At 63.9% G+C, this 26,014-nt stretch carries 26 protein-coding genes; 10 read left to right on the forward strand and 16 right to left on the reverse strand.

All coding sequences use genetic code 11. The features are described 5' to 3' along the window. Positions 1–89 precede the first annotated feature (89 nt). From dgoD to P7F60_RS22005, 4 genes are all read right to left on the reverse strand, one after another. Positions 90–1,238, reverse strand: coding sequence for a galactonate dehydratase (gene dgoD / locus P7F60_RS21990; protein WP_277919827.1), 1,149 nt, complete (start codon positions 1,236–1,238; stop codon positions 90–92). Positions 1,239–1,243: 5 nt separating this feature from the next. After that, a complete protein-coding gene (locus P7F60_RS21995) occupies positions 1,244–2,002 on the reverse strand; it encodes a FadR/GntR family transcriptional regulator (RefSeq protein ID WP_277919828.1) in 759 nt (252 codons plus the stop codon). Positions 2,003–2,171: 169 nt separating this feature from the next. Then, positions 2,172–3,656 (reverse strand): nucleobase:cation symporter-2 family protein, encoded by a 1,485-nt coding sequence (locus P7F60_RS22000; RefSeq protein ID WP_277919829.1) that lies wholly within the window; start codon positions 3,654–3,656, stop codon positions 2,172–2,174. A gap of 359 nt (positions 3,657–4,015) precedes the next feature. After that, positions 4,016–4,909: a LysR family transcriptional regulator gene (locus P7F60_RS22005; protein WP_277919830.1), complete on the reverse strand. Its 894-nt coding sequence runs from the start codon at positions 4,907–4,909 to the stop codon at positions 4,016–4,018. A 90-nt stretch (positions 4,910–4,999) separates the two neighbouring features. On the opposite strand from P7F60_RS22005, the gene P7F60_RS22010 reads away from it, so the two are divergent. The 3 genes from P7F60_RS22010 to ggt all read left to right on the forward strand — a co-directional run bounded on the left by P7F60_RS22010 (position 5,000) and on the right by ggt (position 9,208). Beyond that, positions 5,000–5,443, forward strand: a complete 444-nt coding sequence (locus tag P7F60_RS22010; protein ID WP_277919831.1) for a PACE efflux transporter — start codon at positions 5,000–5,002, stop codon at positions 5,441–5,443. 65 nt (positions 5,444–5,508) lie between these two features. Beyond that, positions 5,509–7,368, forward strand: coding sequence for a DNA helicase RecQ (gene recQ, locus P7F60_RS22015; protein ID WP_277919832.1), 1,860 nt, complete (start codon positions 5,509–5,511; stop codon positions 7,366–7,368). A 97-nt stretch (positions 7,369–7,465) separates the two neighbouring features. Continuing rightward, complete coding sequence (ggt, locus tag P7F60_RS22020) at positions 7,466–9,208, forward strand: gamma-glutamyltransferase (protein WP_277919833.1); 1,743 nt, start codon at positions 7,466–7,468, stop codon at positions 9,206–9,208. Between the two features lie 29 nt (positions 9,209–9,237). On the opposite strand, the gene P7F60_RS22025 is transcribed toward ggt, so the two are convergent. Further along, positions 9,238–9,858 carry a TetR/AcrR family transcriptional regulator gene (locus tag P7F60_RS22025; protein ID WP_277919834.1) on the reverse strand — a complete coding sequence of 207 codons (621 nt, stop codon included), beginning with the start codon at positions 9,856–9,858 and terminating at the stop codon, positions 9,238–9,240. A gap of 127 nt (positions 9,859–9,985) precedes the next feature. On the opposite strand from P7F60_RS22025, the gene P7F60_RS22030 reads away from it, so the two are divergent. Next, entirely contained in the window at positions 9,986–11,260 is a 1,275-nt protein-coding gene (locus P7F60_RS22030; RefSeq protein WP_277919835.1) for an MFS transporter, read from the forward strand. Between the two features lie 5 nt (positions 11,261–11,265). Here the strand turns inward: P7F60_RS22030 and P7F60_RS22035 are convergent, their stop codons facing one another. Genes P7F60_RS22035 through P7F60_RS22070 form a run of 8 tightly spaced genes read right to left on the reverse strand, consistent with a single transcriptional unit; the run spans position 11,266 to position 18,787 of the window. Beyond that, positions 11,266–12,060, reverse strand: coding sequence for an ATP-binding cassette domain-containing protein (locus tag P7F60_RS22035; RefSeq protein WP_277919836.1), 795 nt, complete (start codon positions 12,058–12,060; stop codon positions 11,266–11,268). Beyond that, on the reverse strand, positions 12,057–12,839 hold the full coding sequence (locus P7F60_RS22040; protein ID WP_277919837.1) for an ABC transporter ATP-binding protein: 783 nt from the start codon (positions 12,837–12,839) through the stop codon (positions 12,057–12,059). The genes P7F60_RS22035 and P7F60_RS22040 overlap by 4 nt, the downstream gene beginning before the upstream one ends. Next, positions 12,836–13,669: an ABC transporter permease gene (locus P7F60_RS22045; protein ID WP_277919838.1), complete on the reverse strand. Its 834-nt coding sequence runs from the start codon at positions 13,667–13,669 to the stop codon at positions 12,836–12,838. Before P7F60_RS22045 ends, P7F60_RS22040 begins: the two co-directional genes overlap by 4 nt. After that, the gene (locus P7F60_RS22050; protein ID WP_277919840.1) at positions 13,666–14,655 is read right to left on the reverse strand and encodes an ABC transporter permease; all 990 of its coding nucleotides are present in this window, start codon (positions 14,653–14,655) and stop codon (positions 13,666–13,668) included. The genes P7F60_RS22045 and P7F60_RS22050 overlap by 4 nt, the downstream gene beginning before the upstream one ends. 44 nt (positions 14,656–14,699) lie before the next feature. Beyond that, complete coding sequence (locus P7F60_RS22055; RefSeq protein ID WP_277919841.1) at positions 14,700–16,301, reverse strand: ABC transporter substrate-binding protein; 1,602 nt, start codon at positions 16,299–16,301, stop codon at positions 14,700–14,702. Positions 16,302–16,353: 52 nt separating this feature from the next. Next, positions 16,354–16,953, reverse strand: coding sequence for a phosphonate metabolism protein/1,5-bisphosphokinase (PRPP-forming) PhnN (gene phnN / locus P7F60_RS22060; RefSeq protein WP_277919842.1), 600 nt, complete (start codon positions 16,951–16,953; stop codon positions 16,354–16,356). Then, a complete protein-coding gene (locus tag P7F60_RS22065; RefSeq protein WP_277919843.1) occupies positions 16,953–18,092 on the reverse strand; it encodes an alpha-D-ribose 1-methylphosphonate 5-triphosphate diphosphatase in 1,140 nt (379 codons plus the stop codon). The genes phnN and P7F60_RS22065 overlap by 1 nt, the downstream gene beginning before the upstream one ends. Beyond that, positions 18,089–18,787: a DUF1045 domain-containing protein gene (locus P7F60_RS22070; protein ID WP_277919844.1), complete on the reverse strand. Its 699-nt coding sequence runs from the start codon at positions 18,785–18,787 to the stop codon at positions 18,089–18,091. The genes P7F60_RS22065 and P7F60_RS22070 overlap by 4 nt, the downstream gene beginning before the upstream one ends. A gap of 207 nt (positions 18,788–18,994) precedes the next feature. Here P7F60_RS22070 and P7F60_RS22075 point away from each other — a divergent pair, with 207 nt between their 5' ends. Then, complete coding sequence (locus tag P7F60_RS22075) at positions 18,995–19,180, forward strand: hypothetical protein (RefSeq protein ID WP_277919845.1); 186 nt, start codon at positions 18,995–18,997, stop codon at positions 19,178–19,180. 146 nt (positions 19,181–19,326) lie between these two features. After that, positions 19,327–19,545: a hypothetical protein gene (locus P7F60_RS22080; protein ID WP_277919846.1), complete on the forward strand. Its 219-nt coding sequence runs from the start codon at positions 19,327–19,329 to the stop codon at positions 19,543–19,545. On the opposite strand, the gene P7F60_RS22085 is transcribed toward P7F60_RS22080, so the two are convergent. Continuing rightward, on the reverse strand, positions 19,546–20,115 hold the full coding sequence (locus P7F60_RS22085; protein ID WP_277919847.1) for a HutD family protein: 570 nt from the start codon (positions 20,113–20,115) through the stop codon (positions 19,546–19,548). A gap of 169 nt (positions 20,116–20,284) precedes the next feature. Between P7F60_RS22085 and P7F60_RS22090 the strand changes: the two genes are divergently transcribed. From P7F60_RS22090 to P7F60_RS22105, 4 genes are read left to right on the forward strand one after another with little or no spacing between them, the layout of a single operon-like run. After that, positions 20,285–21,109 (forward strand): aldolase, encoded by an 825-nt coding sequence (locus P7F60_RS22090; protein WP_277919848.1) that lies wholly within the window; start codon positions 20,285–20,287, stop codon positions 21,107–21,109. A 25-nt stretch (positions 21,110–21,134) separates the two neighbouring features. Further along, positions 21,135–22,289, forward strand: a complete 1,155-nt coding sequence (locus tag P7F60_RS22095) for a Gfo/Idh/MocA family oxidoreductase (RefSeq protein ID WP_277919849.1) — start codon at positions 21,135–21,137, stop codon at positions 22,287–22,289. Further along, complete coding sequence (locus P7F60_RS22100; RefSeq protein WP_277919850.1) at positions 22,289–22,960, forward strand: D-lyxose/D-mannose family sugar isomerase; 672 nt, start codon at positions 22,289–22,291, stop codon at positions 22,958–22,960. Before P7F60_RS22095 ends, P7F60_RS22100 begins: the two co-directional genes overlap by 1 nt. After that, positions 22,960–23,994, forward strand: a complete 1,035-nt coding sequence (locus P7F60_RS22105) for a carbohydrate kinase family protein (RefSeq protein WP_277919851.1) — start codon at positions 22,960–22,962, stop codon at positions 23,992–23,994. The genes P7F60_RS22100 and P7F60_RS22105 overlap by 1 nt, the downstream gene beginning before the upstream one ends. Here the strand turns inward: P7F60_RS22105 and P7F60_RS22110 are convergent. Both P7F60_RS22110 and P7F60_RS22115 read right to left on the reverse strand, forming a co-directional pair. Continuing rightward, entirely contained in the window at positions 23,991–25,013 is a 1,023-nt protein-coding gene (locus tag P7F60_RS22110; RefSeq protein ID WP_277919852.1) for a LacI family DNA-binding transcriptional regulator, read from the reverse strand. The genes P7F60_RS22105 and P7F60_RS22110 overlap by 4 nt on opposite strands. A 55-nt stretch (positions 25,014–25,068) precedes the next feature. Beyond that, positions 25,069–25,986: a LysR family transcriptional regulator gene (locus P7F60_RS22115; protein WP_277919853.1), complete on the reverse strand. Its 918-nt coding sequence runs from the start codon at positions 25,984–25,986 to the stop codon at positions 25,069–25,071. Positions 25,987–26,014: the final 28 nt, after the last annotated feature.

Consider the following 26,014-nt stretch of genomic DNA (forward strand, 5'->3'; position numbering starts at 1 on the left):
AACTGACCCGAAAGGATCATATGAGGCCCGTCTTCGAAAGCGTCGCCGGACCATGAAGATGCTCTCCCGGCCCGGCGCCGCCCAAACGATCACCACTCGGCGACGCTACCGTCGGCATGACGCCAGACCGGGTTGCGCCAGCGATGGCCTTCCTTGGCGCGTTCGATCACATATTGCTCGTCCACCTCGACGCCGAGGCCGGGGCCTTGCGGAATGCTGACGAAACCGTCGGCATAGTGGAACACCTCCTTGTTTGAGATGTAGTCGAGGATATCGTTGCCCTGGTTGTAGTGAATGCCGAGGCTCTGTTCCTGGATGAAGGCATTGTAGGAGACGGCATCGACCTGCAGGCAGGCGGCAAGCGCGATGGGGCCGAGCGGGCAATGCGGCGCAAGCGCCACGTCATAGGCCTCGGCCATGGCCGCGATCTTGCGGCATTCGGTGATTCCGCCGGCATGCGACAGGTCGGGCTGCAGGATATCGACATAACCGTCGGCCAGGACGCCCTTGAAATCCCAGCGGGAATAGAGGCGCTCGCCCAAGGCGATGGGCGTCGAGCAATGATTGGCGATTTCCTTCAGCGTCTCGCGGTTTTCGGAAAGTACCGGCTCCTCGATGAACATCAGCTTGTAGGGCTCCAGCTCCTTGGCCAGCACCTTTGCCATGGGCTTGTGGACGCGGCCGTGGAAATCGACGCCGATGCCGATATGCGGGCCGATGGCCTCGCGGATGGTGGCGATGGTCTCGATGGCCTTCTCCACCTTGTCGTTGGTATCGACGATCTGCATTTCCTCGCAGCCGTTCAGCTTGATCGCCTTGAAGCCGCGGGCCACGACCTCGCGGGCATTGTTGGCGACGTCGGCCGGGCGGTCGCCGCCGATCCAGCTGTAGACCTTGATGCGGTCGCGCACCTGGCCGCCGAGCAGCTGGTGGATCGGCTGGCCATAGGCCTTGCCCTTGATGTCCCACAGCGCCTGGTCGATGCCGGCCAGCGCCGACATATGGATGGCGCCGCCACGATAAAAGCCGCCGCGATACATCACCTGCCAGTGATCCTCGATCAGCATCGGATCCTTGCCGATCAGGTAATCGGCCAGTTCATGCACGGCCGCCTCGACGGTCAGCGCCCGGCCTTCGACGACCGGCTCGCCCCAGCCGACGATGCCCTCGTCGGTCTCGATCTTCAAAAACATCCAGCGCGGCGGCACGATATAGGTGGTCAGCTTGGTGATCTTCATGGCGTTCAACATTCGTTGGAGGGAAGGGCGGTGGTCGTGAGGGGGCGTTTTCGCTCGGCGACGGCCAGATCGCGTGCGGCAAGATCGAGCATCCGGCGCGAGCATGCCCGTGCCGTTGCGCCGTCACGCAGGCGTAGCGCCTCGATGAGCTCGCGGTGGACAGCGACCGCCTCGCCGTGGGCATCGACGGCCGCATTCGAGGCATGCAGCGAGAATTGCAGCGCCGCCTGGATGATGCCGGCAAGCTGCATGAAGACGCGGTTATGGCTGGCGCGCAGCAGGGCCGCATGAAAGGCGACGTCGGCCTCGGTGAAACGGGCCACCTCACCCTCGGCATCGCGCATCGTCTGCCAGGCGCGCTCGATCTCAGCCACTTCCTGAACCGTGGCGCGCTCGGCGGCGCATTCCGCGGCAAAGGGCTCGATGGCGCGCCGGGCCTCGAGGACGCTGCCCAGGAGGTCGAGTTCGAAGATGCGCGGGCCGATCCATTCCAGCACCTGGCCGTCGAGGATGTTCCACTCCTCGCGCGGGCAAACCTGGGTGCCGATGCGCGATCGGCCGCGCACCATGCCTTTGGATTCCAGGATTTTCAGGGATTCGCGGATGACCGTGCGGCTGACGCCGTGGCGCAGACACAATTCGTTTTCGGTGGGCAGCATGGCGCCGGCGGGAAAAACCTCGGCGCAGATATCGGAGGCGATCGCCCGCGTCACATTTTTCTGGACGCGGGGGCGGCGTACGTTGGTTTCGGCCTGTGTCGTCATCCGCATGTTTCCGCACGCTCGGCGCAGTTCGTCATCCAATGAGCGAGACCATATCGCATTCATCATACAAGAGTAAATCGAAAATATGATGAAGCCCAACAGTCGGCAAAAAAAGCAAGGCCCCCATCCGCGAGGATGAGGGCCTTGCTGTCGCGAGTTTTCCGAATGCTCAGTGGCTGTCGGCGAGGCGGGCCGCATCGACGGATGCGGAAGCATCGGCATTGTTGCCATTGAAGAAGGCGTTCAGCAGCACGGACGAAATCGAGGCGAGAACGATACCCGACTCGATGACCGGATGGATCGCATGCGGCATCCACATCAGGTAGTTCGGCGCCAAGAGCGGGATCAGGCCGAAGCCGACCGAGACCGCGACGACGAACAGGTTGTTGCGCGAGGACTTGAAATCGACCGTGGAGAGGATGCGCACGCCCGTCGCCGCCACCATGCCGAACATCACCAGGCCCGCACCGCCGAGAACGAAGGTCGGCACGGCTTCCACAAGCGCGCCCATCTTCGGGATCAGGCCGAGCACGATCATGATGATGCCGGCGGCTACGCAGACATAGCGGCTCTTGACGCCGGTGACGCCAACGAGACCGACATTCTGCGAGAAGCTGGTATAGGGGAAGGTGTTGAACAGGCCACCGATCATCGTGCCGATGCCGTCGACGCGCAGGCCTGCCGTCAGCTGCTGCTGCGAGATGGTCTTGCCGGTGATCTCACCGAGCGCCAGGAACATACCGGTCGATTCGATCATGACGACGATCATCACCAACGCCATGGTGGCGATCAGCACCGGATCGAAGATCGGCATGCCGAAGCGCAACGGCGTGACGACGGCGAACCAGCCGGCATCGGCAACACGGTCGAAGTGCATCATGCCCAGGAGCGAGGCGGCGACACAGCCGATGATGACGCCACTCAGCACGGCGATGTTACTGATCAGGCCGCGGCCGAAGCGGGCGATGACCAGGATGGCGACCAGAACCAATGCCGAGAGGGCGATGTGGCTCGGCTCCGCATAGATCGGGTTGGAGATGGTCGGCGCGATCGATAGGCCGTCCGGCACGGCCGGGCCGCCGGTTTCGGCAAGCTTCTTCATCTGCGCCAGCCATTCGGCATGGGCGGGATCGATCAGCTTGGGCGCGGTGGGGCCAAAGGGATTGCCGAATGTCCAGTTGATACCGACGCGCATCAGCGACACACCGATGACGAGGATGATCGTGCCGGTGACCACGGGTGGGAAGAAGCGCAGCAGGCGCCCCATCAGCGGCGCGATGAGCAGCGAGACGAAACCGGCGCCGATGATCGCCCCGAAGATCATCCGCGCCCCATCCGGTCCAGGCGACAGCGTCGCCATCGACACCATCGGGCCGACCGAGGCGAAGGTGACGCCCATCATCACCGGCAGACGAATGCCCACGTGACGGCCGATACCGAGCGACTGGATGATGGTGACCAAGCCGCAGACGAAAAGATCGGCGGAGATCAGGAATGCCACGTCCTGCGGGCTGAGCTGCAACGCCCGGCCGACGATCAGCGGCACCGCGACGGCCCCGCCATACATGACAAGAACATGTTGAATGCCCAGTGTCGCGAGCCTGCCTGCGGGCAGTTTCTCGTCCACCGGGTGTACACTGGATGCGTCGCTCATGGATACTCCTCCCATCGCCTCGACCCGTTCCATGCCCGTCCTCCAACGGGGTGCGCTATCTTTCGTATCGGCAGGGGATCCCGCAAGCATAGCCGGACGATAAACACTTTATGCTTTCCGCATATAATCCCAGGTGGCCGTTTTACCGAAAATCGTCGCCATCAGGCGTGATTGCGGGTCGGTTTCCCGGAGCGTTCAAGAGGCGCTGCCGAGGCATGGTCGCCCGTCGATACAGTCAAGAATCATGCGATAAATCAGTTGCTTGACTTGCATTTCCCGCCGGAAGAATTGCACTGTTTCCTCTTGCGCACAAACATTTGACAGCAAAACCGGCGGCATCGTCAACCGACTTTTCCCCATCAGCCGTCGGCTCCGCCGATAGGCACTTTCGCAAAGCGTTCGCGCAGCCATTTGGCGGCCGGACCGCTGGGCCGCTGCTTGTGCCAGACGAGTTCCAGTGCCACCGGCCAGTCGGAAACGTCGAATTGCAGGGCCGGCGTCGCCAGGTCGCCGGCAACCGGCGAATGGGCGACGATGTGGTCGGGAACCAGCGCCCAGCCGATCCCCTGGCGCAGGATTTGCAGGATCACCCAATGGCTTTCCACCCACCAGACCTCCGCCGCCGTGCGCAGTCGCTGCTTCTCCGGCCCCTCGCTACGCACCGCCACCATGATCTGGCGATGGCGCTTCAACTCTTCCCAATCGACGGCGGATTTGGCAAGCGGATGATCCTTGCCGCAGACCAGCTTCAGCGGAATCCAGCCGATGGTGTGGAAGGCAAGCTCGGTCGGCAGCAATTCCTGCCGCCACATGACGCCGAGATCGGCACGTCCGTCCAGCACCATGCGGCTGACATCCTCCATCATCGGAAACAGCAGTTCCAGCTCCACATGCGGGAACTGACGGGCGAAATCCGCAAACAGCGCGCCGAGCGCCCGTTCCGGATATAGCTCGTCGATGGCGACCACCAGCCGCTTTTCCACATGCGCCTCGAAGCTGGCGGCGATGCCGATCAGGTGCTCGCGGCGATCGAGGATGACTTTCGCCTCGGACAGCAGCCGCGTGCCGGCCGGCGTCAGCACCGGATTGCGCCCGACGCGGCTAAACAGCGTCACGCCGAGATCGGTTTCGAGATTGGAAACCAGCGTGCTCACCGCCGACTGCGCCTTGCGCAACGCCCGGCCGGCGGCGGAAAAGGAGCCGTGCTCCGCCGCTGCCACAAAGGCTTCCAACTGGTCCATCGAGATCGTCATCTATCTTAGATTCAGATAGTATCTAACTTTATATTGCAAGAAAATTCGATAGAAAGCGCATCGCGAACGAAAAAAACAAGGAGTTTGATCGTGACCATGCGCACGTTTCCGGATCGCATTCGCCATGCGGTGCTGTTCGAACTCATCGGTCTCGCCATCATCACGCCGGCGACGGCCTGGCTTTACGACAAGCCGGTGCTGCAGATGGGCGTCGTCGGCGTCGGTGCGGCCACGCTTGCGACCGTCTGGACCTTTGTCTTCAATCTCGGCTTCGACCACGCCCTGCAACGTGTTCTCGGCCATACGCGCAAAACCATTGGGCTGCGGCTCATGCATGTCGTGCTGTTTGAGCTTGGTCTGCTGGTGATGATCCTGCCGCCGGTCGCCTGGTATCTCGACATGACCCTGTTCGAGACCTTCATGCTCGACCTGTCGATCGTGTTGTTCTATATGGTCTACAACTTCGGGTTCAATATCGCCTATGACCGGCTCTTTCCGATCCCAGGTCTGGTTAAGCCGCAACTGGCGGGTTGAGGCTGGCCGGGCGGGCGCCGGCTGTGGCATAAGGTTCTTTCTGTCCTTATGAAAGCCGTGAGTCCATGCCGCACAGCCAGAATCGTCTCGATCCTGTTTTCGACCGCGACGGTCCCCGCAACCCGCTCGATGTCCTCAAGCGCATTTATGGCTATCCGTCATTTCGCGGCAAGCAGGCGGCGGTGGTCGAGCAGGTGGTTTCGGGCGGCGATGCCGTCGTGCTTTTCCCGACCGGGGCGGGCAAGTCGCTCTGCTTCCAGATTCCGGCGCTCTGCCGCGATGGCGTCGGCATCGTCGTTTCGCCGCTGATCGCGCTGATGCGCGATCAGGTGGAGGCGCTGAAGCAAGTCGGGGTCAACGCCGCCGCGCTGAATTCCTCGCTGAGCCGCGAGGAATTTCTCGACATCCGCCGCGCCATCGGCAACGGCACGCTCGATCTTCTCTATGTCACGCCCGAGCGTATCGTGACGCCGGGTTTCCGCGAGCTGATCGGCGGCGCGAAGATCGCGCTGTTCGCCATCGACGAGGCTCATTGCGTTTCGCAATGGGGCCATGATTTTCGCCCGGAATACCGGGAATTGGGCAAGCTCGCCGCCGATTATCCCGGCGTGCCGCGCATGGCGCTGACGGCGACGGCTGATCCGCATACCCGCGACGACATCATCGAGCGGCTGGAACTGACGGACGCCGCCGTCTTCACCACCTCCTTCGACCGCCCTAACATCGCCTACGAGATCGTCGAGCGCGACCAGCCGCGCCAGCAGCTCCTGCGCTTCCTTGCCCGCCACAAGGGTTCAAGCGGCATCGTCTATTGCCTGTCGCGCGCGAAGGTCGAGGAAACCGCCGACTGGCTGAACGAGCAAGGCATTTATGCGCTGCCCTATCACGCCGGCATGGAGCGGGCAAAACGCGATGCCCACCAGGATGCCTTCCTCAAGGAAGAGGAATTGTGCCTGGTGGCGACGGTCGCCTTCGGCATGGGCATCGACAAGCCGAATGTGCGCTACGTCGCCCATCTCGACCTGCCGGGTTCGGTCGAGGCCTATTACCAGGAAACCGGCCGCGCCGGCCGCGACGGGCTGCCCTCCGAAGTCTGGATGGCCTATGGCATGGCCGACGTCATCCAGCGCGGCCGCATGATCGACGAGGGCAATTCCGCCAACGAGATCAAGCGCGTCGAGCGCGCCAAGCTGAACGCGCTGCTCGCCATCTGCGAAACGCCCGGCTGCCGCCGGCAGGCGATCCTCGCCCATTTCGGTGAGTCGCATGCCGGCCATTGCGGCAATTGCGACACCTGCCTGAAACCGGTCGAGACCTGGGACGGCACGGAAGCGGCGATCAAGGCGCTGGCGGCGGTCTATCGCACCGGCGAACGCTTCGGCGCCGGCCATCTGATCGACGTGCTCACCGGCAACGAGACCGAAAAGACCATCCGTTTCGGCCATGTCGACATGCCAGTCTTCGGGGCCGGGCGCGACCTGCCGGCCAAGACATGGCAATCGGTCTACCGCCAGCTTCTTGCCGCCGGCCTTGTCAGCGTCGATCACAATGCCTTCGGCGCCTTGAAGCTGGAGCCGGAGGCGCGCGCCGTCTTCAAGCATGAACGCGAGGTGCGCTTCCGCAAGGACCGCCCGACCAAGGGCAAGGCGGCGAAAAGCAGCTCCGCCAGCGCCGCCAAGGCAAAGTCAGCGCTGGAGCAGGCCGATCAGGAACTGTTCGAAGCCCTGCGCGCCACGCGGCTGGCGATCGCCAAGGAACTGGCGGTGCCGCCCTACGTCGTCTTCCCCGATACGACGCTGGTCGCCTTCGCTACGGAGCGGCCGACCAGCCGCGAGGCGCTGCTCGGCATTTCCGGTGTCGGCCAGTCGAAGCTGGAGCGTTATGGTGCGCAGTTCCTGGAGGTCATCCGCGCCCACGAACGCTGATTTTTCCCCGGCGATGGCGCATTGACTTCCGGTTGCGCCGGTGTTGCACTCCCTTCGCGCCTCGGGACAGGGGCGGTCGAACATCAAGGAGGAGAACATGCAGCATTCCCATGGAAGAAGCCTGACCTTTGCCGTGATCCTGTCGCTCGGCACCGCGCTGGGTTCGACCGCCTTCGCCGCCTCGCCGGCGCCGGCCGAAGGCGAAAACGGCATGGTGGTGACGGCGCAGCATCTGGCCTCGCAAGTCGGCATCGATGTGTTGAAGGGCGGCGGCAATGCCGTCGATGCGGCTGTGGCGGTCGGTTACACGCTGGCCGTCGTCTATCCGACCGCCGGCAATCTCGGTGGCGGCGGGTTCATGACCATTCGCCTGAAGGACGGCACCACCACCTTCCTCGATTTCCGCGAGCGCGCGCCGCTCGCCTCCACCAAGACCATGTATCTCGACAAGGATGGCAAACCCGTTCCCGGCGCCAGCACCGACGGTTATCTGGCGGTCGGCACGCCCGGCTCCGTCGCCGGCATGGAGATGGCCCGCGAGAAATACGGCACCCGCAAGCGCGAGGAACTGCTTGCCCCGGCGATCAAATTCGCCTCGGAAGGGTTCACGCTGGAGCAGGGCGACATCGCCTCCTTCTCCGAAGGCAACGAGATGCTGGCCAAGGATCCGGCCGCCGCGAAGATTTTCCTGAAGGACGGCAAGCCGCTGGCGCTTGGCACGACACTGGTGCAGTCCGACCTCGCCAAATCCCTGAAAGCGATTGCCGAGAAGGGCACCGACGCCTTCTACAAGGGTGAGATCGCCGACCTGATCGTCAAGGCCAGCGCCGCCAATGGCGGCGTGCTCGCTAAAGCGGATTTCGAGCAGTACAAGGTGCGCGAGCTGGAGCCGGTGAAATGCAGCTATCGCGGCTATGACATCGTCTCCTCGCCGCCGCCATCCTCCGGTGGGCTGATCATCTGCGAGATCCTCAATGTGCTGGAAGGTTACCCGATTTCCTATCTGGGGTATGGGTCGGCCCAAACCGTGCGGCTGATGGTCGAGGCCATGCGCCACGCCTTCGTCGACCGCAACACGGCGCTGGGCGATCCGGATTTCGTCAAGAACCCGGTCGAGAAACTGACCAGCAAGGCCTATGCCGCCGAAATCCGCGCTCGTATCGATCCCTACAAGGCCGGGGTCAGCGAAAAGCTGAAGCCGAGCGGTTTCGGCGAATCCACCGAGACGACGCATTATTCGATCATCGACAAGGACGGCAATGCGGTGGCCGTCACCTATACGCTGAACGGCTCCTTCGGCACCGGAAAGGTGGCGGAGGGCACCGGCATCCTGCTCAACAACGAGATGGACGATTTCACCATCAAGCCTGGCGTCGCCAATCTCTACGGGCTGGTGCAGGGCGAGGCCAATGCCATCGAGCCGCGCAAATCGCCGCTTTCCTCGATGAGCCCGACCATCGTTTCCAAGGACGGCAAGCCGTTCATGGTGATCGGCAGCCCCGGCGGCTCGCGCATCATCACCATCACGCTGGAAGCGATCATGAACGTCATCGATCACGGCATGGATCTGCAGGAGGCCATCGACGCCCCGCGCATCCACCATCAATGGCTGCCCGACCGCGTGTTGATGGAGCCGCATGCGCTCTCGCCCGATACGCTGAAACTGCTGGCCGGCATGGGCTACACGGTCGGCATCGATCCCGACTGGACGATCTGGGGCGAAGCCGCCGGCATCCTCGTCGGCGGCAAGAATTTGAGGCAGATCGAAGCCGGTGGCGGCGCCCACTACTACGGCGCCATCGACAGCCGCGCCACGGCGGGGGCGGCCATTGGTTATTGATCGGGGCGGGCCGGCATCGCCCGGCCTCCTCAACCCTTCGGGCGATGCGATTCGACCAGCCGCTGCACGGTATCCGCCAGAGCAGCGGAGGGGCCGTCGCCGGAAAAAAGCTGGCCGGAGAGATGCGCGCCCTCGAACAGCAACAGCAGCCCGTCGCCGAGGCTGTCGGAGTTTTCCGCGCCCATCTCCGCCGCCTTGGCGTGCAACCAGCGGCGGAAGGCGCGTTTGTGTTCCTCGCTCACCAGTCGGGCGGGGTGGTCGCGCTCCGGATATTCGACCGCGGCATTCGAGAGACCGCAGCCGCGATGCATCGAGTTTTGCGAGCGTTCACCGAGGCCGGTGAAATAGGCGATGATCTGCGCTCGCGCATCGCCGGGATGATCGGCCTCGGTCTGCTCGATGCGCGCCCAGAATTCCTTCTCGTAATTGCGCAGATAGGTCGCGGCCAACTCGTCCTTGGAGGAAAAGCTGCGATAAAGGCTTGGCTTGGTCACACCCGCCTGGCGGACGATCTCATCGACGCCGATGGCGCGGATGCCGTGCCTGTAGAACAGGGCGCGCGCCGTGCCGAGAATGCGGTCGACCGCGCGCGGTGGCTTTGCCTCCGGTTCGGGAAGCTCGACCGGGAGATCGGATTTTACGCTTCGCATCGAATTCCTGTTGACATGTTACTGACCGGTACGTACTCATTTATCATGATTTTGTTCGCCGCATTTCCAGGAAAACCGGTATCCACTTTTCCTGGAAATGCTCAAAAGATACGTACCGGTTGGTCACATGACAATAGCAAACACACGGCCATTCGGCCAGCGTTACGCCTTCGTCGTCGTCGGGGTCATTTTTCTGGCGCTTCTCATCTCCTCGGGCCTGCGCTCTGCGCCCTCGGTCATGATGGTGCCCTTGGAAGAGGCGTTCGGCTGGCGGCGGGATACGATTTCCTTCGCAACGGCCATCGGCATCTTCCTGTATGGCCTCGCCGGTCCCTTCGCCGCCGCCTTCATGGAGCGTTTCGGCCTGCGCAAGACCATTCTCGGCGCGCTGGCGCTAATGTCGGCCTCCACCGCGCTCAGCCTGTTGATGAGCCAGCCATGGCACCTCATCGCCACCTGGGGCGTCATGTCCGGCGTCGGCACCGGGGCGGTCGCCACGGTGCTCGGCGCGACGGTCACCAATCGCTGGTTCAAGACCAATCGTGGCCTCGTTATGGGGCTTATGTCGGCAAGCAGCGCCACCGGCCTGCTGGTCTTCCTGCCGTTCCTCGCCATGCTGGCGCAATCCGGCGGCTGGAAGCCGGTCGCGATTGCTGTGTCCATCGCCACGGCGGCGCTGTTGCCGCTGGTGTTCCTGCTGGTGCCGGAGCGCCCAGCCTCCATCGGCCTCAGGCGTTACGGCGCGGAAGCCGACGAGCCGCCCGTGGCCATGGCGACCGGCAATTTCTTGGTCAACACCTTCTCGACGCTCGGTCGCGCCGCCCGCACCCGTGTCTTCTGGTATCTGTTCCTGACCTTCTTCGTCTGCGGCTTCACCACCAACGGGCTGGTCGGCACGCATCTGATCGCCTTTTGCGGCGACATGGGCATTCCGGAAGTGCAGGCGGCCGGTCTGTTGGCACTAATGGGCGTTTTCGACCTGATCGGCACGACGCTCTCCGGCTGGCTGACCGACCGTTTCGATCCGCGCAAGCTGCTGTTCGTCTACTATGGCGTTCGCGGCCTGTCGCTGATGTATCTGCCCTATTCCGGCTTTTCCGTCGCCAGCCTGACGATCTTTGCCGTGCTTTACGGTCTCGACTGGATCGCCACCGTGCCGCCGACCTTGCGTCTCAGCAACGAGGCGTTCGGGGATCGCAGCGGTCCGCTGGTCTTCGGCTGGGTGGTCGCCGGCCACCAGTTGGGTGCGGCCTGCGCCGCCTTCTTTGGCGGTTACATGCGCGAATTCCAGGGCACCTATGAACTGGCCTTCCTGATCGCCGGCACCACAGGCATCCTTGCCGCGCTCGTCTCGCTGCTGATCGATTCCAAGCCGGTGGAACCGTCGCCCGTGCCGGCGTAAGACCGTCAGCCGGGGCGGCTTTCCGCCCCGTTGATCAATTGCGGGACAGCGGCGATCAGCGCTTTCGTCACCGAAGTTTGCGGACGGGCGATGACGACCTCCGTCTCGCCGCTCTCGACAATGCGTCCTGCCTCCATCACCGCCACCCGGTGCGCGATGGCGCGCACCACGGCCAGATCGTGGCCGATGAAGAGGTAGCTCACGCCATCCTCGCGTTGCAGCGCCACCAGTAATTCCAGAATCTGCCGGCGGATGGAAAGGTCGAGCGCTGAAACGGCCTCGTCGAGGATTAGCAGCTTCGGCCGCGTCGCGAGCGCCCGCGCCAAGGCCAGCCGCTGCCGCTGACCGCCGGAAAGCGCCAGCACTGAACGACCGCGCAGCGACATCGCCAGCCCCACCTTGTCCAGCAATTCACCGATCCGCGCCGGGCGCTCCGCCTTGCCGACGATCTCATGGATGCGCAAGGGATCGTTCAGGACGCTTTCCACCGTGGCGCGCGGATTGAAGGCGCTCAACGGATCCTGAAACACCATCTGAATGTCCGCCCGCGCCCGCCGCAGCCGCGCCCCTGACAGCGCCAGCCAATCCTGCCCCTGAAAGCGAATGCTTCCTGAATCGGTCGGGATCAGCCGCATCAGTAGCCGCGCCAGCGTCGACTTGCCGCTGCCGGAAGCGCCGACGATGCCGAGCGTCTGGCCGGCGAGCAGTTCAAAGCCGATATCGTCGACGGCCAGCACATGCCGGCCGCCGTTGCGGAAGGTTTTGGTCAGGCCGGAAACGGCAAGCAGGGGTTCGCTCATCGCCGCTCTCCGATCAAGCGCGGTCCGGTGAGGCTGATATGGTCTGCGATCAGTGTCGCGGTATAGGAATCGCCCGGCCGCGCCAGCACGTCGCGCATCGGCCCGATTTCCACCAGCCGTCCCTCATGAAAGACGGCGACGCGCTGGCAGAGACCGGAGGCGAGCGCGATGTCATGGGTGATGAACACCAGCGTCATCGCCCCGTCGCGGGCGAGATCGGCGAGCAGCGCGACGATTTCCGCCTGCGTTACCATATCGAGGGCGCTGGTGATTTCATCGGCAATGAGGATGCGCGGGCGCGAGGCAAGGGTGGCGGCAATCGCCACCCGCTGCCGCTGGCCGCCGGAAAGTTGGTGCGGATAGGCCTGCATCAGCCGATGCGGCTCGGGCAAACGCACGCGGGTCAGAAGATTTTCGGCGAGCGCCAGGGCTTTGCCGCGCGACAGGCGCAGATGGGCGCGCGCGCCTTCCGCCACCTGCTCACCGATGGTCAGTACCGGATCGAGGCTGGTCGAGGGGTCTTGCAAGACCATGCCGAGATCGCGGCCGGGCAGGGGCGCGTGGCCGAGGCCCGGCCACTGGATTTCGCCGTTAAGGCGTGCCGTTTCCGGCACCAGGCCGGCCAGGGCGCGGGCGAAGCTGCTTTTGCCCGAGCCGCTTTCGCCGATGATCGCCAGCCTTTCGCCGGTGAGAATGTCGAAACTCAGATCGCGCAGCGCCGGCGGGTTGTCGCCGTAGCGCAGCGAGAGGTTACGGATGGCGGCGAGCGGCGCGGTCATGGCCGGTCCTCGCCATTCTGCCGCAGGGCATCAGAAAGGCCTTCGCTGAACAGATAGACGCCGAGGACGGTCATCACCAGCGCCAGCCCCGGCAGGATCGACAGGAAAGGAGCGGAGCGGATGACATTGCGTCCCTCCGCAATCATCGAGCCCCAGGTGACGACATTCGGATCGCCGAGCCCGAGGAAGGACAGCGCCGCCTCCGTCAGGATCGCGCCGGCGACGATGACCGAGGATAGCGCCAGTATGGGGGCGAGCGCATTCGGCAGGATCTCCTTGAAGGCGATTTCCAGCGGATGCATTCCGAGCGCCCGGGCCGCCGCGATGTAATCCTGCTCGCGGATCGCCAGCACTTGCGCCCGCGTCAGCCGTGCCGGCTCTGCCCAGGCGGCAAGCGCGATGGCGAGGATGATGATCGGCAGCGAGGCACCGAGGACGCTGGCGAAGGCAAGCGCCATCAGGAAGCCGGGCACGATCTGGAATGTCTCGACCACCCGCATCAACGCTTCTTCGACCAGCCCGCCGGCGAAGCCCGCCAGCGCCCCGACAACCATGCCGGCGAAGATCGCTGCGGCCGCCGCTGCAAGGCCAACCAGCAGCGAGATCTGCGCGCCATGGACGAGGCAGGCGAGCACATCGCGGCCGAGCCGGTCCGTTCCCAGCGGAAACTCGGAGGAAGAGAAGGGCGGCAGCAAGGCCGGGCCGGCGATGCGCAAAGGATCGCCCGGAAACAGTGCCGGTGCGGCAAAGGCGATAAAAGCCATCAGGCCGAGGATCGTCAGGCCGGCCCGGCCGCCGGGAGCGGCGGCCAGCCGCGCAACCAGGCTCACGATGCCGCCTCCGAGGCCCCGACGCGCGGATCGAGGGCGGCATAGAGGAGATCGACGGCGACATTGACGAGAATGACCATGACGGCGCTGACGAGGATGATGCCCATCAGCAGCGGCGCATCGCGGCCGCTCACCGCCTCCTGCGCCAGCCGCCCGAAACCGGGAATGGCGAAGACGCTTTCGATGACGACACTGCCGCCGATCATCGCCGCCGATTGCAGCCCGAGCACCGTCACCAGCGGCAGCAGCGCATTGCGCGCCACATGGCGAAACAGGATGCGCCGTCGCGACAGCCCGCGCGCCTTGGCGAAGAGGATATAATCCTGCCGCCAGACATCGGCCATGCCGGCGCGCATGACGCGCAGGAACAGCGCCAGATAGATGACGCCGAGTGCGCAGACCGGCAGGACGAGATGGCGGGCAATATCGAGCGCCCGGTCCCATCCATGCTTGCCGGACGCGATGGTCTCCAGCCCGCTGGTCGGCAACCAGCGCAGCCAGACCGAGAAGACGATGACAAGCACCAGCCCGAGCCAGAAGCCCGGCACGGCATACAGCACCAGCGAGCCCGCCGAGAGCAGCCGGTCGCGCGGCGAACCGGGTTTCGCGCCCGCCGCGATGCCAAGCAGGCTGCCGAGACAGAAGGACAGCGCCGTCGACGTACCCATTAGCAGCAGCGTGTTCGGCAGGCGCTCGCAAATCAGCGCCAGCACCGGTCGGTTGAAGGCGACCGACCAGCCGAGGTCGAGATGTGCCAAGGCTTGCAGGTAGAGCAGCAGCCGCGCCCAGACGGACTGGTCGAGACCATAGGATTGCCGCAGCGTTTCGACCAGTGCTGCATCGCCGCCGCCCATGGAAACGAGATAGGCATCGACGGCATCGCCCGACGCAGCTTCCAGCAGCAGGAAGGTCAGGACAACGACGATCAGCAGCACGGGAATGCTGCCGATCAATCGGCGCCGCAACAAGACGATCGCCCGCTTCACGTCCGGCCTACTCCTGAACAAACGGGTCAAGAACCACCCGTAACTCACCCTTTCAAAGCGGTATCCGCCCAGTTGGACACCGCCCAACGCGGATTGTCGCCGACATTCAGCACCGTATCGCGCGCCACGGTGATAAAGCCCCATTCGGCGACGTTGATCAGCGGCAGGTCTTCGGCCACCAGGCGTTGGAAATCATTATAGAGGCCGATGCGGGCTTTTCCATCCACGGTTTCCGAAGCCTTGGCGATAATCGCGTCGAGTTCGGGATTGGCATAGCCGCCCTGGTTGGAGAAGGGCACGCCGGCCGGGATGCCGGATTGCACGAGGATGGTGGTTGAAATCGCCGGGTCGCCGCGGAACACCGGCGGGGCGACGGCGAGATCGAAGGCATGGTCGGTATAGACGGCCTTCTGGTGGGCGGCCGAATCGTTGTTGGCGAGCTCGGCATCGATGCCGATGGCGGCCAGCGCCTGGCGCAGGTAATCGCCGAACTGGCGAGTCTCGTTGAAATAGGGTGCGGCCAGCAGTTTCAGCGAGAAGCGGGTGCCGTTGCTGCCGCGCGTGTAGCCGGCCTCGTCCAGCAACGCGTTGGCCTTGTCGACGTCGAATTCATAGTCTGGCACATCCGAGAAGTAGAATTCCGTCGAGTTGTGCGGAACCGGTCCGGTCGACGGCTCGGCAAAGCCGAGGAAGATGGTGCGAACGACGAAATCCTTGTCGATGGCATGTGCGATGGCCTGGCGCACCCTGAGATCGGCTAGTTCCTTGCGGCGATGATTGATCTCGACCACGAGCTGGTAGGTCAGCGCCTCGTAGCCGGCGGAAATGATCTGGATGCCGGGCTCCTTGCCGATGCGGGCGAGATCGGTGAGTGGCACGGCCGAAAATGCCGCCAGATGGATTTCTTCCGCCTCCAGCGCCGTGCCGGCGCCGGCGCGATCCGGCAGCACGCGGTAGACGATCTCATCGAGCTTCGGCTGGTCCTCGCTCCAGTAATCGGCATTGCGCTCCAGTCGGTAGTATTCGCCGGGCTTGTATTCGGCGAACTTGAATGGGCCGGTGCCGACAAGCGTATTGTTGGCCGGGTTGGCGGCGATATCGGTGCCTTCATAGAGATGTTTCGGCACAACGCTGGTGACCACCGGCAGGGCGTTGCGAATGAGCTGAAACGGCGTCGGTTTCGAGAAGCGGAAGATCGCCGTCTTCTCGTCCGGCGTCTCGACGTTGGAAAGATTGGCGAAGACGATGCGGCCAAGATTTTGCAACGGCTTCCAGATGTTCATCGCCGAGAAGGCGACGTCGGCGGACGTGAAGGGCTTGCCGTCGTGCCACTTGACGCCTTCGCGCAGGGTGAAGGTCGCCGACAGTCCATCCGCCGATCCTTTCCAGCCGGTGGCAAGGCGCGGCTCCAGCCGGTCCTCGCCGGTGAAGGAGGCTTCGGCCAGCGGTTCGATCACCTTGCTGGCGATGAAGAACACGCCGTTGGAGGCAACGATGGCCGGGTTCAGGTTCTTCGGCTCGGAATCGGCGGCGACGATCAGCCGCCCGCCGGTGCCTTGCGCCTGTGCGCGAAAGCCGAGGGTCGCGAGCGTCGCAAATGCGGCGGAGGACTGGAGCAGAAGACGGCGGGAAAGAAGCACGGGCATGGATGAAGCCTGTTCGAATGGTTTTGAAGCCGGCAATCCGGCGGCTACCGGTTTACGCCATCGGCCCCGGTTTCGGCAAGCGCGCCAGAAGGTCGCCGAGCAGCGCCGTCATGTCGGCGACGGAGCGGTCGAGCGGCCCGCTATTGTCGATGGTCACCACCTCGAAATCGCCTTTGACGCCAAGATCGCCCCGCTGCAGCCGTTGCTCGATATCGTCGAGGCTTTCCCGGCCGCGCGCGAACAGTCGCTCAGCCAGTACCGCCTTCGAAGCGACGATATTCAAGACGACCAGATGCGAAAAAGCCTTTTGGAAGTGTTTCAGCGCCGAGCGCGAACCATTGGCGACGACAATCTGGCCGGCTTCGACGCGCTCGCAGGCATTGCGGGGAATAGCGTAATGCAGGCCATGCGCCTGCCAATGTACGGCGAAATCGCCCGATGCCCGCCGTCTTTCGAATTCCGTGACATCGACGCCTTCAAAATCCTCGCCGCCGGCATCCGAGGGGCGAGTGATGACGCGGCGAACGACATGCAAGCGGGGATCGCCGGCGAAACGCTCGGCGGCGGCGGCCATCAGCGTATCCTTGCCGGCGCCGCTCGGGCCGACGACGACGACCATGCAGCCAGCGGAGGCTCGAGGCTGCGGTTCCATCACGCCACGCGCCGCCCCTCGCGCCAGACGGCGCGCACGATCGGGACGCCATCGTCCCGTTTTACCCGTACCATATCGCCGCGCAAGCCTTGCGCCAGCCGGCCGCGATCAGTGAGCCCCACGGCGCGGGCTGGATTGGCGGTGATCATGCGCAGCGCCTCCGGCAGCGCAATCCCGTCGATCTCGTCAGCGAGGATGAAGGGCGCGACGAGCAGGCTGAAGGGGATATAGTCCGAGGAGAGCACATCGAGCAGGCCGAGCGCCGCCAGATCCCTGGCGGCGATATTGCCGGAATGGGATTTGCCGCGCACCACGTTCGGCGCGCCCATCAGCACGCTCATGCCGGCTTCATGCGAGGCGCGAGCCGCCTCGATACTGGTCGGGAATTCCGCGAGCCGCACCTTCTGCGCGATCGCTTCCTCGACATGCGCCTGCGTTGCGTCGTCATGGCTGGCGACGGCGATGCCGCGTTCGGCGCAGAGATCGGCGATCGCCTGCCGGTGCATGGCCGAATAGAGATCGGAATCCTGCTTGCGTGCGGCGACGAAGGCATCGAAAGCCTCGTCGCTGAGGCCGCGCTTGATCTTGTAGTAGAGAATATACTGGTCCATCGTCTGGAATTGCCGCTGGCCCGGCGAATGATCCATGAGCGAAACGAGGCGCACCTGCGGATCCTCGATAAAATCCTCGAACTGGGCGACGACATCGGCAGTCGGCACCTCGCAGCGCAGGTGGATATAGTGCTCGGCGCGCAGGCGATGTTTCGCGCCGGCCTTCTCGATGGCATCGGCCATCTCGCGCATTTCCCCGCGCGGAAAGCCGGCATCCTCGGTGGAGCCGAGCCGCAGACAGTCAAAGACGGTGGTGATACCCGAGGTGACGATCTGGGCGTCGTAGGACTGGATCGCCGCCGTCAGGTTCCAGCGCACGCCGGGGCGCGGCGAATAATGCGCCTCGAGATGATCGGTGTGCAGCTCCACCAGGCCGGGAATCAGGAAATCGCCCTCGAGATCCTCGCCATGGCGACTGTTGCCGCTGTCGATGGCCGCGATCAAGCCATCGCGCACCACGAGCGAGCCGGAAACGATCTCGTTCTCCAGCACGAGCTGGGCATTGGTGAAGACCTGTTCGGCGCTCATCTCGGATCGTTCTCCTTAAGGGGGAAGAGCGCGCGCACCGTGAACGGCGCGCCGCGTTCTTCCTCGACGAAAACCGCCAGATGCGAAATCGCCAGCGGCCGGTTCAGGAAATCCATGAATCGGGCTTCAAGAAGGCGGTGCATCACGGCGCGACGGCTTTCCTCGATCGGTCCGGTGAGAGTCATGTGAAAGCGGAATTCCTCGAAGACATAAGGATAGCCCCAGCGCAGCAGATGCTCGCGCTGGGCAGGCGGCAGTTGCTCCGGCTTGCGCCTGCTGATGTCGCTTTCGCTCAAGGGTGCGCGGAACGGCTCGAAGCGGGTGACGACCTCGGCCGCGAAATTCTGCAACGGCGGATGCGGCGCATCCGGAACCAGCGCGAAGAAGGGCCCAAGCTGGCCGAGAACAAGCCGGGGGATTTCGAAACGCGGATAGCCGGCGGCGAAACGCTCGGCCTCTGCAATCAGTGCATCGGGACTAGCGCTCGCGGCCAGCTCGAACGGCGCCTTCAGCGTGGCGTGGAACCCGTAGCGCTGCGGATCGGCGATGGCGGCGGCATGTTCGGCGGCGGAGAGACCATCGATTTCCGCCGGCGGCAGGGTTTTGTCGGCGAACGGGTCGCGAAGAAGCCATCGTCCGGCGGCGCAGGTGAGGCCGTTATCGGCCGGCGGTGTAAAATAGAGTGCTAAACGCAAGGCGAGTATCCTCGGTTCGGTTCTCCCCGGGAGGGAAGGTGCGGGCACAATGGGATGATTTGTCGGTTTTCGGCAAGAGGTCTGGACGTGGTCTCATTGCTGAAAGCGGGGTTAAGATTTATGTTTAACAAAATCTTCATTTCCGCAGCATACTGAGGAACGATAATCGTAATCTCGCCGTTTTGGGACCAACTGGAGGAAGGCATCATGTTCGGATTTTTTTCCGCCTCGCGTCGCGATACCCCACCGCCGCCGATTGTCGATCATCCCGATTTTGCGGAAATCTCCCGCATGCCGGCGACACGCGCCCGCCCGGCAGATATCGAAACGGCCTTCCAGCGTGACTACGGTATGCAGCGTACCGTGACGGAAACCGCGGCTCGGTTTACTTAAACATCATAATTAACAATAAGTTAAGAGAGTTTTCCGCACTTGATCCAAAAGTTGAGGACCAAGGCTCAATCTTTTATTTAACAATTGCCTTTAGCTTTTTGGATTATATGGAATTTTCCCATGGCCTTCATGCGGAACCTTAAGTCGTGACCGAAGACGAATTCATTCGGCGTTTCGTCGCCTATATGATCGAGCATGCGGGCTTCGCGCATTTCGATGACGGTACGCCCGTTCGTTATTATGCGGAAGAAATGGCCGTAACTTATTGGCTGGACATGGGTCTTGAGGCTTCTCCGGAAGATTGCGCCGCAGCCGACATCGCCGATTGGACCGACGATGAGGGCGAGGACGAGACGGCCCTCTGATCAGGCGGCGAAGAGGCGGATGACGAATATCCGCGCGTGCCCCTGCGGCTCGACGGTCACGGGCATGGAAGTCGGAGCGATGTGCGCGACATCATAGACATCCAGCACCACACCCCCGACCCGGCAGGCATCGACGGCAAGCACCAGGCATTCGCCGCCCTCGGTCTCGATGCGGGTCGGCGCGGTGATATCGAGGCGCTCCATCCGGTGCCGCAGCGTCGTCCGCCGGCTCATGATGTTGAGGTCGCGCACCGGGCCGCCGATCAGCCAGGCTTCCGTCTTGCTGTCTCCCTGGAAGGGGAAGGGCACCGTCTCCGGCGTCAGCCGCTGCGGTTTGCCGTCAATGCGCATATCCATGCCGTCGCCGGTCAGTACGGCGATGGTGCGGTCGATGCCGGCGAAGGTGGAGAAGGGGCCGTCGACGGCGACGGTGGCGATGCTGAGCCGCCAGTCGAAGGTTTCGAGCGAGGCGTCGGCCGGATGGACGGCGATCTCGATGGTTTCCCCGCCGCCGTTCTTCCACGGCATCGGCTTGCGATCGCTTGCTTTCAAAATTTCGATGCCGGTCATTGTCTCCCCATGCCTGCCATTCTGATATCCCAAAGCCTTAGGCGCTGATATCGGGGCCGTCCAGCCGGAAACGACGCGCGGCTGCGGATGGAAACGTTGCCGCATCGCTTGACAGCGGAATGTTTGCCGGTATCAGATATGGAAACGTTACCACATCGGAGGAGCTTCCATGAAATCCGCACGCATCAATCGCCTGTTCGGCACCTCGGGCAATTGCTTCGACGTCGCCATCGACCACGGCATGTTCAACGAAAAGACCTTCATTCCCGGCATCGAGAACATGACGAAAGCGATCCAGGTGATTGCCGATGCCGCGCCGGATGCCATCCAGCTTCCGCCGGGCACCGCGCCGATCCTGCAATCGATCAAGGGCAAGAACCGTCCGGCGCTGGTGCTGCGCACCGATATCGCCAATGTCTATGGCAACCCGCTGCCGTCTTCGCTGTTTTCGGAGGTTATCGACCGCGCCGTCGAGCAGGGCGTGGTGCTGGATGCGGCCTGTGTCGTCGTCAACCTGCTGCTGTTGCCGAACCAGCCGGAAGTCTATCGCGCCTGCGTGCGCAATGTGAACAGCCTGAAGCGCGAATGCGAGATCTACGGCATGCCGCTGATGGTCGAGCCGCTGGTGATGCAGGACAATTCGCACGGCGCCTATATGGTCGACGGCAATATCGACAAGATCCTGCCGCTGGTCCGCCAGGCGGTCGAGCTCGGCGCCGATATCATCAAGGCCGATCCTTGCGATGATGTTTCCGAATATCATCGCGTCATCGAAATCGCCCAGACGATCCCGGTTCTGGTGCGCGGCGGCGGCCGTGTTTCGGATGCGGAAATCCTGTCGCGTACCAAGACCTTGATGGAGCAGGGCGCGCGCGGCATCGTCTATGGCCGCAATGTCGTCCAGCACGCCAATCCGGGCGGCATGACCCGGGCGCTGATGGCGATCGTCCATGAGGGCGCATCGGCCGAAGCCGCCGCCAAGCATCTGGCCTGATCCACTGCGCTGGGAGGAGCGAGCAATGACCAAAGTTTTCCGTTTCGGCGTCATCGGTTGCGGCTTGATGGGGCGGGAGTTCGCCAGTGCGGCGGCGCGCTGGCTGCATCTGTCGGACACGAAGGCAAGGCCTGAGATCGTCGCCGTCTGCGACACCAATCCGGCGCTGATGGACTGGTTCCGCACCCATGTGCCGAGCGTTGCCCAGGCGACGACGGACTACAGGGAATTGCTCGCCAACCCGGATGTGGATGCGATCTATTGCGCCGTTCCGCATGTGCTGCATGCGGAATTCTACACGGCGATCCTCAAGGCCGGCAAACACCTGTTCGGCGAAAAACCCTTCGGCATGGATCTGGTGCAGAATCGTGAGATTTCCGCTGTTCTCGCCGATCATCCGCACCTCGTGGTGCGCTGCTCCTCGGAAATCCCTTACTTTCCCGGCGCGCAAAAAGTCTTCGATCTCGCCCGCAGCGGTGAGATGGGCGAGATCATCGAAGTCGAGGCCGGCTTCCTGCATTCCTCCGATCTCGACCGCAACAAGCCGATCAACTGGAAACGCATGGAGCCGGTCAACGGCGCTTACGGTTGCATGGGCGATCTCGGTATGCATGTGCTGCATATGCCGCTACGCCTCGGCTGGCGGCCCTCGACGCTGCATGCGCAGCTCGTCAAGCGCGTTCCCGAGCGTCCCGACGGCAAGGGCGGCATGGCGCCCTGCACCACCTGGGACAATGCCACGATCAGCAGCCGCGTCAGCGCGGGGGGACAGGATTTCCCGATGGTGCTAAAAACCTGGCGCATTGCGCCCGGCGAATCCAACACCTGGTATCTGCGCATCCTCGGCATGAAGAAGAGCGCCTTCTTCACCACCAAATCGCCGCGCCAGTGGCAATGGATGGATTATACCGGCGGCATTCAGGCTTGGCAGACGGAGGATCTGGGTTACGGCTCGCTGTTCCCGGCGATCACCGGAAAAATCTTTGAATTCGGTTTTGCCGATGCCATCCAGCAGATGTGGGCCGCCTATCTCGACGAACTCGCCGGCGGCAATGCCAATGGGTTCCAGTGCGCCACGCCCGAAGAGGCGGCGGCGCATCACGCGGTGCTGACGGCGGCGCTGCAATCCGGCCGTGAAAACCGTGTGGTCAGCGTCGATTATGCCGGCGGGGCCGTTTGATGAAACGCTCCGAGATCAACCGCGCCATCGGCCATGCGCTGGAGATGTTCCAGCGCCATGGCTGGTCGCTGCCGGCCTGGGAAGGCTGGACGGCGGCGGAGCTGGCCGAACATCCCGAGACCGCCGCCTGGCTGGCCGCGCGCCAACTCGGCTGGGATGTCACCGATTTCGGCTCCGACCAGTTCGCGGAATGCGGGCTGGTGCTGTTCTGTCTGCGCAACGGCCTTGTCGGTGTTGCGGGCGAGCGGACCTATGCCGAAAAGCTGCTGGTGGTCGGCGAGGGGCAGTTGACGCCCACCCATCGCCATGCGGCGAAGATGGAGGACATCATCAACCGCGCCGGCGGCGATCTCGTCATCGAATTCTGCGCCAGCGATGAAAACGGCGCTCCGACTAGCGCGGATATCGAGGTGCCGGTCGATGGCCTGCCGCGCCGGCTGCACCCCTGGGAGCCGCTGGTGCTACGGCCCGGCGAAAGCGTGACCATCCGCACCGGGCTCTACCATCGCTTTTATGGCCGCAAGGGCGGCGGCGCGGTGCTGGTCGGCGAGGTCAGCCAGGTCAATGACGACCGCAACGACAATTTCTTCCTCGATCCGGTCGGACGTTTCGCACAGATCGAAGAGGACGCGCCGCCGCTGCGGCGTCTCTGGAACGAAGGAGCACCCTGATGGCCGAGCGGGAGGAGGCAGGGGCGGACGAGCGCAAGGGAGGCGTCGTCTGTGCCGGGAATTTCATCGTCGACCGCATCCACAGCCTGTCCTACTGGCCGGAGCAGGGCAACCTGACCTTTATCCGCCATCAGGATATCGGCGTCGGCGGCGGGGCGATCAACGTCGCCACCGACCTCGCCTCGATGGGTTTTCCCGGGCGGCTCGCCGCCGCCGGCTGCGTCGGGGCGGATGCGGATGGCGATTTCGTGCGCCAGCGCCTGCTGCAGGCCGGCATTGGCGCGGAAGGGCTGGTGGCGCTGGGGGGCCAAGCAACTGCCCATACCCATGTCATGACCGTGCCCGGCCAGAGCCGCACCTTCTTCTATCACGGCGGCGCCAATGACAAGTTGGAGGCGGGGATCATTTCGCCGCAGGCCTATGCCGAGCAAGGCTATCGGCTGTTCTATCTCGGCTATTTGATGCTGCTGCCGGGCCTCGACCGGCTGGATAGCGAAGGACGTTCCGGCGCCTCGCGCCTGCTGGAGGCGGCGCAGAAGGCGGGGCTCGTCACCTGCGTCGATTTCGTTTCCAGCGAGGATGCCGGCTTTTCGGCGCAGGTTGGCGCGTCGCTGCCGTTCTGCGATTACATCGTCATCAACGAGATGGAGGCCGGCAGCGCTACGGGCATCAGGCCGCGCGATGCGGAGGGCAAATTGCTGGATGCTGCTGTCCGGCAGGCCGGCGCGCGCCTGCTCGAAGCGGGTGTTTCGAAGGGTGTGGTCATCCATGCGCCTGAAGCCTGTTTCTGGTTTTCGCCGGGGCGGGAAACGGTGGTCATGCCGTCGCGGCCGATCGATCCGGCATCCATCGTCAGCCCGGTCGGGGCGGGCGATGCGTTTTGCGCGGCTGTCGTCTATGGCCTGCATGAGGGCTGGGCAATCGAGCGCATCATTCCGGTCGCCCATGCCGCCGCCGCCCGCTGCCTCGGTGGCGCGACCGCGACGGACGGTATTCCGATGATGGATATCCTGCTGGCCGACGCCTTCGGTTAAGCGCTACGTGCCGGCCCGACCGACTGGCGCGTGACCAGCGCCACCGGCATGCGAGTCGTGTCTGCGGCCACTGGCGGCGCTCCGCTTTCGCGCGCCGCGATCATCTTGGCCAATGCATCCGCCGCAGCGATGCCGACGCCGCGGATCGGCTGGGCGACGGTGGTCAGGCGCGGCAGCACGAACATCGCTTCCGGCAGGTCGTCGAAACCGATGATCGAATAATCCTCCGGCACCGTAAAGCCGAGATCATGCGCCGCATGGATGCAGGCGATGGCGGCGATATCGGTGGTGCCGATCAGCGCCGTGACCTCGGGCCGGGCCTGCAGCAGGCCGCGCGCCAGCCGGTAGGTTTCGGCAAAACTGTGCTCGCCGCTTAGCGATACCGCCAGTGGCTCCAGTCCCGTTTTCGCCAGTTCCTCGCGGATGCCGGCAAGGCGCAATTGAACCGGCTGGCTATGCCCCGGCGCGCCGACGACGCCGACCTTTTGATGCCCAAAGCCAAGCAGATGGCGCACCATCAGCCGGCCGCCTTCCTCGTGATCGGCCATGACGGCGGCGTCGGCGATGCCGGAGAGATCGCGGTCGATGGCGATGATCGGAATGCCGGCATCGGCCAGCGCCCGGAAATGGCCGGTATCGGAAAAGGCGCTGGCGACGATCACCCCGTCGACCCGCTGCGACAGCAGCATGGTGATGTAGCGCGCCTCATGATCGGCATTTTCCGCCGTGCTGCAGATCAGCGTCTGGAAGCCGCATTCGAACAGGTGCTGCTCGATGGTATGGGCGAGGATGCCGAAAAAGGGCACGTCGATGGAGGGCAGGATGAGACCGATCATCCGGCTTGGCTCGCCGCGCAGCATGCGCGCGCCCTTGCTGGGCGTGAAATTCAGGCTGCGGATCGCCGCCTCGACGCGTTCGCGCAAATCCGGCGAGGCATAGCCGCTCTTGTTGATGACGCGCGAGACGGACGAAACCGAAGTTCCGGCTAGTTTGGCAATCGTGCGGATGCTGGGGGCCACGTTCGTCATTCCAAAGGCTTGCGGTGTTCCGGGATACGAAGAATCCGGGGCAATCTCAAGTATCGATGCGGGCCGTCGCCGTCTGGCGCGTGAGATCGGCGATCAGCCAGTCGCGAAAGCCGGTCGCCGCCGCATTGCTGCGCCGCCCCTCCGGTGTCACCAGGTAATAGGCGTTTTCGGTGCTGAGCGGCAGGTCGAAGACCGGCGCCAGGCTGGCGGTTTCGATTTCCTCCTCGATCAGATAGGTCGGCAGCAGCGCGATACCCAGGCCGGCGATGGCGGCGGCGATGATCATCGAGAACTGGTCGAAACGGCTGCCGCGATAATTGCCGTCGCTCGCAGCGCAATAGCGATCCAGCCATTGTGTCCATAGATGCGGCCGGGTCGTCAGGTGGATGAGCGGCGCTTCGGTAAGGGCTGCGGCCGAGGGCAGGGCAAGGCTGCGGATCAGGGCGGGGCTTGCGACGGGCAGCACTGCCTCGCCGAACAGATAGGTGCATTCCGCCTTCGCCCAGCTCGGCTGGCCGTAATGGAAGGCGAGATCGAAAATCTCCGCCTCGAAATCGAAGGGTTCGGAGCGGGATTCCATGGCGAGCGCGATGGAGGGGCGGCTGGCGAAGAAGCGCGGCAGGCGCGGCATCAGCCAGCGCGCCCCGAAGGTCGGCAGCGTGGCGATGGTCAGCGAGGCCACTGCATTGGCCGAGGCGACGGCGCGGATCATAAGTTCCTCCGATTGCGCCAGAAGCCGCCGCACATCCGGCAGCAGCTTCTTGCCGGCCTCGGTCAGCACCACGCGCTGGCGGATGCGCTCGAACAGCAACAGGCCGGTCTGTCCCTCGAGATCGCGGATCTGGCGGCTGATCGCGCTCTGCGTCAGGCTGAGTTCGGCGGCCGCGCGGGTGAAATTGCCATGACGGGCCGCACTTTCGAAGGCCTGCAGGATGGCGATGTCAGGGATCAGGCTGCGCTTCATATCATTCCGGTTCCGCATCAAGTGAGTG

The organism is Rhizobium sp. YJ-22 (genome assembly GCF_029601685.1).
Classification (GTDB): Bacteria; Pseudomonadota; Alphaproteobacteria; order Rhizobiales; family Rhizobiaceae; genus Metarhizobium.